Here is a 9,970-nt window from a genome sequence, read left to right as displayed (position 1 = left end):
TGTGTTGCTCATTCGGGGAACTAGGTACCGGCACAACCGAACCGGAGGGGCGGGGGGTGTTGTCCTCTCCCTTCCTCCCCCCCCTTTCTCCCCCCCCCCCCCCCCCCCCCCCGACGCCGGACCGAGGGGGGAGGTGTCCGGCGAGTCCTTTGGTCAGAAGGGCTTAATCGTCTAGTCCGTTTACGGCTAGACCAATTGATCCCCTCTGCAACTAGGGTAACCCCATCGGCCTGCGATTCGCTACAACTTGCGTCAAGCCAATCCATCCGATGTTCATCTTCGGAGTGACTAGGGTCACCACCGGGGCGTGAGTACCCCGATCGCACCCAGAGCAACCGCCGCGGCGGTAGATGCACGCAGAACAGTTGGGCCCAATCGGACTACTCGCGCACCCGAAGATCGCAAGGTGTCGAGCTCCTCCGCCGTGATCCCGCCTTCGGGACCCACCACGAGCAGCACGTCTCCGTCGGCCGGCAGCTCTATGTCGGCGAGGCGGTCGACCGCGCTCTCGTGCAACACGAGCGTCAACGCGGACGACGACACGCGCTGGGCGAGCTGTGTGGTCGAGACCGGTTCGTCGACGAACGGCACGCGGGAGCGGCGGGCCTGCTTGGCCGCCTCGCGCACCGTGGATCGCCAGCGCCCCAACGCTTTCGCGCCGCGCGGGCCGTCTTCCCACTTCGCCACGCAGCGGGAGGCGCGCCACGGGACCACGCCGTCCACGCCGGCTTCGGTGGCGAGCTCGACCGCGAGCTCGCCGCGGTCGCCCTTCACCAACGCCTGCGCGAGCACCACTCGTGGCGTCGGCGTCGGCTCTTCCCAGCGTTCGACCACGTGCAGCGACAACGCGTCGCGCTCCACGGCGGCCACCGAACACCGCACCAGCACACCGGATCCGTCGGACAGCACGAGTTCCTCACCCGCGCGCAGCCGTCGCACCGTGGCGGCGTGGCGGCCTTCGGGGCCGTCCAGCACGAACTCCTCGCCCGACGGCAGCGCCGGGACGAGGAAGACGGGCAGGGTCACCGGTTGCCGCGGGAGGCGCGCAGGCGGGAGAACAGCCCGCCGCCGCCCTTGCCGTTGTGGGACAACGAGGGTTCGCTCTCGCCGCGCAGCTCGGCGAGGTCGCGCAGCAGCGTGGACTGCGCGGCGTCGAGCTTCGTCGGCACGACGACCTCGAGGTGCACGTGCAGGTCGCCGCGACCGTCGACGCGGCCGGTCGAGCGCAGCTTCGGCATGCCGCGGCCCGTCAGCACCAGCTGCGTGTTGGGCTGCGTGCCGGGGTCGATCTGGAGTTCTTCCTCGCCGTCCAACGTCTTCAGCGGCAGCGTGGCGCCCAGCGCGGCGGTCGTCATCGGGATCTGCACCACGCAGTGAAGGTCGGCGCCGTCGCGTTCGAAGATGTCGTGCGGGTGCTCCTCGACCTCGACGTAGAGGTCGCCGGCCGGGCCGCCGCCGGGGCCGACCTCGCCCTGGCCCGCGAGGCGCACGCGCATGCCCTCGGCCACACCGGCGGGGATGTTCACGGAGATCGTGCGGCGCGACCGGGTGCGGCCGTCGCCCACGCACTGCTGGCACGGGTCGGGGATGACCTCACCGTAGCCGCGGCAGACCGGGCACGGGCGCGACGTCACGACCTGGCCCAGGAACGAGCGCTGCACGGACTGGACCTCGCCGCGGCCGTTGCAGGTGTCGCACTGGACGGGCTTGGAGTTGTTCTGGGTGCCGGCGCCGTGGCAGCGGTCGCAGAGGATCGCGGTGTCGACGGTCAGCTCCCGCGACGCGCCCGCCGCGCACTCCTCCAGCGTCATGTCGAGCCGGATCAACGCGTCCGAGCCCGGCTGCACGCGGCTGCGCGGCCCGCGGCCACCACCGGACGTGGCGCCGAAGAACGCGTCCATGATGTCGCCGAGACCGAAGCCGGCGAACGGGTCGCCGCCACCGCGGCCACCGCCACCGGAGTCGAGCGGGTCGCCTCCCAGGTCGACGACGCGGCGCTTCTCGGGGTTCGACAACACCTCGTAGGCGGCCGTCACCTCCTTGAAGCGGGCCTCCTCGTTGGGATTGACGTCCGGGTGCAGCTGCCTGGCGAGCTTGCGATAGGCGCGCTTGATCTCATCCTGTGTCGCGTTCTGCGAGACACCGAGGATGCCGTAGTAATCCCTGGCCACCTTGTTCGCTTTCATGTTCATCAACCACTGCAAGTACGTTCAGGTCAACGACCGGTCAGGATCTCACCGACGTAGTTGGCAACCGCGCGGACGGCCGCCATTGTTCCGGGGTAGTCCATGCGCGTCGGTCCGACGACACCGAGGCCCCCGAGCGGGTTGTCGCGGCTGCCGTAGCCGATGGACACCACGGACGTGCTGCGCATCTCAGCGGCCTCGTTCTCCTCGCCGATGCGCACCAGCACGCGACCGGGGTCGCGGGACGCGGCGAGCAGCTTGAGCACGACGACCTGCTCCTCCAGCGCTTCGAGCACCTGCCGCAGCGACCCGGGGAAGTCCGTGATGTTGCGGGTGAGGTTGGCCGTGCCGCCGAGCACCAGCCGTTCCTCCGGGTGCTCCACCAACGTCTCGATCAGCACTGTAGCGACCCGCAGCATCGGCTCGCGCAGGTTCGACGGAACCTCGTCCGGCAGCTCGGCGACCTTGGCGCTCGCGTCGGCGAGCCGCTGCCCCGCCATCGCCTGGTTCAGCACGCCGCGCAGCTGGGCCGTGTGCTCCTCGCTGATCACGTCGCCGAGCTCGACGATCCGCTGGTCGACGCGCCCGGTGTCCGTGATCAGCACCAGCATCAGCCGCGACGGCGTGATCGGCAGCACCTCGAGGTGCCGCACGGCCGCGCGCGACAACGTCGGCACCTGGATCACCGCCACCTGCCGCGTGAGCTGGGCGAGCAGTCTCACGCTGCGGCGCATCACGTCGTCGAGGTCGAGCGCCCCGTCGAGGAAGCTGCGGATGGCCCGCTTCTCCGCGACCGACAGGGGCTTGATCTCGCTCAGCTTGTCGACGAAGAGGCGATATCCCTTGTCCGTCGGCACGCGACCGGCGCTGGTGTGCGGCTGGGCGATGTAGCCCTCGTCCTCCAGCGCGGCCATGTCGTTGCGCACGGTCGCACTGGACACACCGAGGTTGTGCCGCTCGACCAGCGCCTTGGACCCGACGGGTTCCTGGTTGGACACGTAGTCGGCGACGATGGCGCGCAGCACCTCGAACCGACGCTCATCGGCGTTCACCGTGGTTTCACCTCCGTGTCCCGTACTCCCGAGTTTACCCAGGCGATTTCGGGCCCGGTGCCCGCGCTGAGGTCGGGCTCCACCGAAGCCGGAGTTTTTGTCGGTGCCGGTCGCTAGGGTCCAAACCATGACGCAGGACAGGCGCAGGCACCTGTCGGTGGTGAGGGACGGCGACTCGCCGCCGACACCGGGCAGGGCCTGCCTGGTGCTCAGCGACGACGAGTGGTGGCCGGGCACCGTGACGTGGGAGGACTCCCGCCGGGACGACGGGTTGTGGTGGGGCGAGGTGACGTACCGCAAGGGCGGCGACGTGCTGACCGAGGTGCACAGCCAGCACGACCTGCGCGCCCGCTGATCAGGGTCGGTTGATCAGGCCAGCAGGCGCCGCACGACGGCGTCGGCGAGCAGGCGGCCGCGGTCGGTGAGCACACAGCGGTCGTCCGACGGTTCCAGCAACCCGTCGGCGATGGCCTGCTTCGCTTCCTCACGACCGGCGGAGTCCAGCACGTCGAGAGGCAGGCCCTCGGCGAGGCGGAGTTCCAGCAGCACGCGTTCGACCCGCTGGTCTTCGGCGGACAACACCTCGCGGCCGGCCGCAGGCGACTTACCTTCCGAAAGCAGCGACGAGTAGCGCGCCGGGTGCTTCACGTTCCAGAACCGCACGCCGCCGACGTGGCTGTGCGCGCCCGGCCCGAAGCCCCACCAGTCGGCGCCCTTCCAGTACAGGACGTTGTGCCGGCACTGCGCGGACACCGATGTCGCCCAGTTCGACACCTCGTACCAGGAGAACCCGGCGCCCGACAGCACCGAGTCGACCATCTCGTACGACGAAGCCAGCACGTCGTCGTCCGGCATCGGCAGGTCCCCGCGCCGGATGCGCCGGGCGAGACCGGTGCCGTCCTCGACGATCAGCGCGTAGGCCGACACGTGGTCGACGCCCGCGTCCAGCACGGCGTCCAGCGACGCGGCCAGGTCCGAGGGCTGCTCCCCCGGCGTGCCGTAGATCAGGTCGAGGTTCACGTGGGCGAACCCGGCCGCACGAGCCTCGCGGGCGGCGTCGACGGGACGGCCGGGCGTGTGTTTGCGGTCCAGCACGGCCAGGACGTGTCGTGCCGCGGACTGCATTCCCAACGACACGCGCGTGTAGCCGGCGTTCAGGATGCCCTCGAAGAACTCGGGGGACGTCGACTCCGGGTTCGACTCCGTCGTCACCTCGGCACCGGGCGCCAGGCCGAACGAGCCTCGCACCGCGTCCAGCACCTCGCCCAGTCCCGAAGCGCCCAGCAACGATGGCGTGCCGCCGCCCACGAACACGGTCTCGGCCTGCACGGGAGTGCCGAGCACCGACGCCGCCAGGTCGAGCTCACGGCGCAGCCCTTCCAGCCACGAGGAAGGAGACGCGGACGATCCGAGCTCGCCGGGGGTGTAGGTGTTGAAGTCGCAGTAGCCGCAGCGGGTCGCGCAGAACGGCACGTGCACGTAGATGCCGAACGGGCGGGCACCGACACCGGCGAGAGCGGACGCGGGCAGCGAACCGTCGGCGGGCGCGGGCTCGCCTTCGGGCAGAGCGGAGGGCATGGGCACAAGTGTCCCCCACACAGCCCGAACGGCGGTGTCCAGCCAGGGGTTGTATCTGTCGGTGACAGAGATATCACGGAGTGAAACCAGCCTAGGATGTCAACTTCTCCTCGTCAATCTCAGCATTCGGTTGGCGGTGGACCACGCTCTGGACGGCATGCACACTGAGGACATGCATTCGACTGGAGTCCGCCTCGTGGCCCGCCGCCACGTCGACTTCCGTCGTGTCTCCAGCGCGATGTGCCGTCGTTCGGCATAACCGCGCGCTGATTTGTTCCCGTCGGCGCTTGGTGCGCTGACGACGCCCCCACCACAAGCACCTCCGGGCTCGCACGCGCACGAAGCGCCTCGAAACCCCGGAGGATGGCGATGGTCCCGCCGCAGACGTCACCGCGCGCCAAGCAGCGTCGCGGCGAGGGGCAGTGGGCGCTCGGGTACCGAGAGCCGCTGAACCCCAACGAGCGGAGCAAGAAGGACGACAACCCGCTCAACGTCCGCACCCGCATCGAGAACATCTACGCCCACGGCGGTTTCGACTCCATCGACCCGGCCGACCTGCGCGGACGCTTCCGCTGGTACGGCCTGTACACGCAGCGCAAGCCCGGCATCGACGGCGGCCGCACGGCCACGCTGGAGCCGGAGGAGCTCGACGACGAGTACTTCATGATGCGCGTGCGCAGCGACGGTGGTGCGCTGACGACGCAGCAGCTCAAGGTGCTCGGCGAGATCTCGCAGACCTACGCGCGCGACACCGCGGACATCACCGACCGGCAGAACATCCAGTACCACTGGATCCGGATCGAGGACGTCCCCACGATCTGGGAGAAGCTCGAAGCCGTCGGCCTCACCACGATGGAGGCCTGCGGCGACAGCCCGCGCGTCATCCTCGGCTCGCCGGTCGCGGGCATCGCGCAGGACGAGGTCGTCAACGGCCAGCCGGCCATCGACACGATCCTCGAGCGCTACATCGGCGACCCGCGCTTCTCCAACCTGCCGCGCAAGTTCAAGACCGCCATCTCCGGCCTGCAGGACGTCGCGCACGAGATCCACGACATCGCGTTCGTCGGCGTCGTCCACCCCGAGCACGGGCCCGGCTTCGACCTCTGGGTCGGCGGCGGCCTGTCCACGAACCCCATGCTGGGCAAGCGGTTGGGCGCCTGGGTGCCGCTCGACGAGGTGCCCGACGTGTGGGAGGCGGTCATCTCCGTCTTCCGCGACTACGGCTACCGCCGGCTGCGCCACCGCGCGCGCATCAAGTTCCTCGTCGCCGACTGGGGTGCGGAGAAGTTCCGCCAGGTCGTGGAGGACGAGTACCTGGGTCGCAAGATGATCGACGGCCCCGCGCCGGAGGTCCTGGACCAGCAGCTCGACCACATCGGCGTGAACAAGCAGAAGGACGGCCTGTTCTACGTCGGCGCGGCGCCGGTCGCCGGCCGCGTCTCCGGCTCGATCCTGGTCGAGGTCGCGAAGGTCGCCGAACGGGCCGGGTCGAACCGCGTCCGGTTCACTCCGCAGCAGAAGATCATCGTGCTGGACGTCGCCGAGTCCGAGGTCCCGACCCTCAAGAGCGACCTCGCGAAGCTCGGCCTGCAGGTCGAGCCGTCGCCGTGGCGGCGAGGGATCATGGCGTGCACCGGCATCGAGTTCTGCAAGCTCGCGATCGTCGAGACCAAGGCACGTGCGCTGGACCTCGTCACGCAGCTCGAAGCCAACCTGAAGGACATCGTCGACGGCGTCACGGCGCCGATCACCGTGCACATCAACGGCTGCCCCAACTCCTGCGCCCGCATCCAGACCGCGGACATCGGGCTGAAGGGCCAGATCGTCACGGACGAGGCGGGCAACCAGGTCGAGGGCTTCCAGGTGCACCTCGGCGGCGGGCTCGGCCTCGACGCCGGGTTCGGCCGCAAGCTGCGCGGCCACAAGGTGACCGCGGCCGAGCTGCCCGAGTACGTCGAGCGGGTCGTGCGGAACTTCGTGGCGCAGCGGGAGACCGACGAGCGGTTCGCCCAGTGGGTCGGCCGCGCCGAGGAGGGCTCGCTGCGATGAGTGAGCGCGCGACGCCGTTCTACTGCCCCTACTGCGGTGACGAGGACCTCCGCCCGCAGGAGGAACCGAGCTACGCGTGGCTGTGCACCGGGTGCCGTCGCGTCTTCAAGGTCTCGTTCGTCGGTCTGAACCTGCCGCAGGAGGTGAAGAAGTGAGCGACCTGAAGGAAGACCTCAAGATCGTCGCCGAGGCGGCCGAGCTGGAGCTGAGGGACGCCACCGCCGCCGAGGCGCTGGAGTGGACCGCGCGGACGTTCGGCGACAGCTACATCGTCGCCTCCAACATGCAGGACGCCGTGCTGATCGACCTCGCCGCGAAGGTGAAGCCGGACTTCGACGTGCTGTTCCTGGAGACGGGCTACCACTTCCCGGAGACCATCGGCGTGCGCGACGCCGTCGGAGTCGTCTACCCGGACGTGCGAATCGTCAACGCAGCCGCCGAGCAGTCGGTCGAGGACCAGGAGCGCGAGTTCGGCCTGCTGTACCAGTCGGATCCGGCCACGTGCTGCAACCTGCGCAAGGTCGTGCCGCTGCGCCGGGAGCTCGCGAAGTACGACGCGTGGGTCACCGGTGTGCGCAGGGTCGACGCGCCGACCAGGGCCAACACGCCGATCGTGCAGTGGGACGAGCGCAACGGCCTGGTGAAGATCAACCCGATCGCGCCGTGGTCCGACGACGAGTTCAACGCCTACATCCACGAGAAGGGCATCCTCGAGAACCTGTTGGTGCAGGAGGGGTATCCCTCGATCGGCTGCCTGCCGTGCACGTCGAAACCGTTGCCGGGGCAGGACGCCCGCAGCGGCCGGTGGGCCGGTCAGTCCAAGACGGAATGCGGGTTGCACGGATGACCACAGCTGCTCCTCTCGACACGCTGGGACGCCTCGAGTCCGAGGCCGTCCACATCTTCCGCGAGGTCGCGGGCGAGTTCGACCGGCCGGTGATCCTCTTCTCCGGCGGCAAGGACTCGACGCTGCTGCTGCACCTCGCGATCAAGGCGTTCTACCCGGCGCCGGTGCCGTTCCCGCTGCTGCACGTCGACACCGGGCACAACTTCGACGAGGTCATCGAGTTCCGCGACCGCGTCGTCGCCCAGCACGGGCTGCGCCTGGAGGTCGCGAAGGTCCAGGACTGGATCGACGACGGCCGCCTCGAAGAACGCCCGGACGGCACGCGCAACCCGTTGCAGACGGTGCCGCTGCTGGACTCCATCACGCAGCACAAGTTCGACGCCGTGTTCGGTGGCGGCCGCCGGGACGAGGAACGCGCCCGCGCCAAGGAGCGGATCTTCAGCCTGCGCACGGCGTTCGGCCAGTGGGACCCGAAGCGCCAGCGCCCGGAGCTGTGGAACCTCTACAACGGCCGGCACCGCGCCGGTGAGCACGTCCGCGTGTTCCCGCTGTCCAACTGGACCGAGCTCGACGTGTGGAACTACATCGAGCGCGAGGGCATCGAGCTGCCGGACATCTACTACTCGCACCAGCGCGACGTGTTCCTGCGCGACGGCATGTGGCTCGCCGAGGGCCCGTGGGGCACGGCGCGCGACGGTGAGACGTTGCAGCGCAAGACGGTTCGCTACCGCACGGTCGGCGACGGCTCCTGCACGGGTGCCGTCGAGTCCGACGCCGCCGACATCCACGCGGTGATCGCCGAGGTCGCCGCGTCCCGGCTGACCGAGCGCGGCGCCACGCGGGCCGACGACCGGTTGTCCGAGGCCGCGATGGAAGACCGCAAGCGGGAGGGGTACTTCTAGATGAGCGACCTGTTGAGGCTGGCCACCGCGGGCAGTGTGGACGACGGCAAGTCCACGCTGGTCGGCAGGCTGCTCTACGACACCAAGTCCGTGCTCGCGGACACCCTCGACGCCGTGCACCGGGCGAGCGCCGACCGCGGTCTCACGACGCCGGACCTGTCGTTGCTGGTCGACGGCCTGCGTTCGGAGCGCGAGCAGGGCATCACGATCGACGTGGCGTACCGGTACTTCGCGACGCCCAACCGGTCGTTCGTGCTCGCGGACACCCCCGGCCACGTGCAGTACACCCGCAACACGGTCACCGGCGCCTCCACCGCGCAGCTCGCGGTGCTGCTGGTCGACGCGCGCAAGGGCGTCATCGAGCAGACCCGGCGCCACGCGGCGGTTCTCGCGCTGCTGGGCGTGCCCCGGCTCGTGCTCGCGGTCAACAAGATCGACCTCGTGGGCTACGACGAGGTGACGTTCTCCCGCATCGCCAAGGAGTTCACTGCGCACGCCACGGCCCTGGGCTACACCGAGGACTCGGTCGTGGAGATCCCCGTTTCGGCTTTGGCGGGCGACAACGTCGTGGACAAGTCGGCGAACACGCCCTGGTACTCCGGCCCGACCCTGCTGGAGCACCTGGAGACCGTGCCGGTCGAGCCCGACCCCCACGACGCGCCGTTCCGGTTCCCCGTGCAGTACGTGATCCGCCCGCGCACGGCGGAGCACCTCGACTACCGGGGCTACGCCGGACTGGTCGCGGCGGGCACCGTCAAGCCGGGCGACGAGGTCGTCGTGCTGCCGTCGGGCCGTCGCTCGACGGTCACGAAGATCGACACGGCGGACGGCGAACTGGCGGAGGCGGCGGCCGGCCAGTCCGTGACGCTGCTGCTGGCGGACGACATCGACATCTCCCGCGGCGACCTGATCTCGGTGGCGGGCAACGAGCCCAAGGTCACCGACGAGCTGGACGCCACCCTCTGCTGGCTCGCGGAGAAGCCGCTGCGACCCGGCGCCCGAGTCCTCGTCAAGCACGGCACGCGCACCGTGCAGGCGATGGTCACCGACCTGCGCGACCGCTTCGACGAGCAGACGCTGTCCAGTGTGGAAAGCCCGGCGTCGTTGGAGCTCAACGAGATCGGCCGCGTGGCACTGCGCCTCGCGGAGGAAGTACCGCTGGACGACTACAGCTTCAGCCGGCGCACCGGGTCGTTCCTGGTGATCGACGCGAGTGACGGTTCCACTCTCGCCGCCGGTCTGGTCGGGGCTCCGCTGCCGCTGCTCGAGAACGGCGTGGAGAGCTGTACCGGGGGCAGCGCGGCTGCCCCTGACAACCACGCCCTCGTCTCCCCCGGTCCCTGAAAGGCTTTCTCG

10 protein-coding genes are annotated in these 9,970 nt (G+C 69.7%); 6 read left to right on the top strand and 4 right to left on the bottom strand.

Translation table 11 applies throughout. The annotated features are described in order from the left end of the window. Window positions 1-294: 294 nt before the first annotated feature. The 3 genes from ACFWV3_RS43735 to hrcA are packed head-to-tail and all read right to left on the bottom strand — an operon-like array spanning window position 295 to window position 3,238. Window positions 295-1,026, bottom strand: coding sequence for a 16S rRNA (uracil(1498)-N(3))-methyltransferase (locus ACFWV3_RS43735; protein ID WP_382419898.1), 732 nt, complete (start codon window positions 1,024-1,026; stop codon window positions 295-297). After that, window positions 1,023-2,171, bottom strand: a complete 1,149-nt coding sequence (gene dnaJ / locus ACFWV3_RS43730; protein WP_382419906.1) for a molecular chaperone DnaJ — start codon at window positions 2,169-2,171, stop codon at window positions 1,023-1,025. The genes ACFWV3_RS43735 and dnaJ overlap by 4 nt, the downstream gene beginning before the upstream one ends. Before the next feature lie 44 nt (window positions 2,172-2,215). Next, window positions 2,216-3,238, bottom strand: coding sequence for a heat-inducible transcriptional repressor HrcA (hrcA, locus tag ACFWV3_RS43725; protein ID WP_382419896.1), 1,023 nt, complete (start codon window positions 3,236-3,238; stop codon window positions 2,216-2,218). 127 nt (window positions 3,239-3,365) lie between these two features. On the opposite strand from hrcA, the gene ACFWV3_RS43720 reads away from it, so the two are divergent. Beyond that, complete coding sequence (locus ACFWV3_RS43720; protein ID WP_382419894.1) at window positions 3,366-3,593, top strand: hypothetical protein; 228 nt, start codon at window positions 3,366-3,368, stop codon at window positions 3,591-3,593. 14 nt (window positions 3,594-3,607) lie between these two features. Here the strand turns inward: ACFWV3_RS43720 and hemW are convergent, their stop codons facing one another. Further along, window positions 3,608-4,816, bottom strand: a complete 1,209-nt coding sequence (gene hemW, locus ACFWV3_RS43715) for a radical SAM family heme chaperone HemW (protein WP_382419892.1) — start codon at window positions 4,814-4,816, stop codon at window positions 3,608-3,610. 369 nt (window positions 4,817-5,185) lie between these two features. Here hemW and ACFWV3_RS43710 point away from each other — a divergent pair, with 369 nt between their 5' ends. The 5 genes from ACFWV3_RS43710 to ACFWV3_RS43690 are packed head-to-tail and all read left to right on the top strand — an operon-like array spanning window position 5,186 to window position 9,958. Then, window positions 5,186-6,865, top strand: coding sequence for a nitrite/sulfite reductase (locus tag ACFWV3_RS43710; protein WP_382419890.1), 1,680 nt, complete (start codon window positions 5,186-5,188; stop codon window positions 6,863-6,865). Beyond that, the gene (locus tag ACFWV3_RS43705) at window positions 6,862-7,020 is read left to right on the top strand and encodes a hypothetical protein (protein ID WP_030472080.1); all 159 of its coding nucleotides are present in this window, start codon (window positions 6,862-6,864) and stop codon (window positions 7,018-7,020) included. The genes ACFWV3_RS43710 and ACFWV3_RS43705 overlap by 4 nt, the downstream gene beginning before the upstream one ends. After that, window positions 7,017-7,712, top strand: a complete 696-nt coding sequence (locus tag ACFWV3_RS43700) for a phosphoadenylyl-sulfate reductase (protein ID WP_382419888.1) — start codon at window positions 7,017-7,019, stop codon at window positions 7,710-7,712. The genes ACFWV3_RS43705 and ACFWV3_RS43700 overlap by 4 nt, the downstream gene beginning before the upstream one ends. Beyond that, window positions 7,709-8,614, top strand: coding sequence for a sulfate adenylyltransferase subunit CysD (gene cysD / locus ACFWV3_RS43695; protein WP_382419886.1), 906 nt, complete (start codon window positions 7,709-7,711; stop codon window positions 8,612-8,614). The genes ACFWV3_RS43700 and cysD overlap by 4 nt, the downstream gene beginning before the upstream one ends. Further along, entirely contained in the window at window positions 8,615-9,958 is a 1,344-nt protein-coding gene (locus ACFWV3_RS43690) for a sulfate adenylyltransferase subunit 1 (RefSeq protein WP_382419884.1), read from the top strand. Window positions 9,959-9,970: the final 12 nt, after the last annotated feature.

The organism is Lentzea sp. NPDC059081, assembly GCF_042738015.1.
In the GTDB taxonomy this organism is placed as follows: domain Bacteria; phylum Actinomycetota; class Actinomycetes; order Mycobacteriales; family Pseudonocardiaceae; genus Lentzea.
Note: the sequence above shows the minus strand (reverse complement) of the source record. Positions and strands in the feature narration are given on the sequence as shown.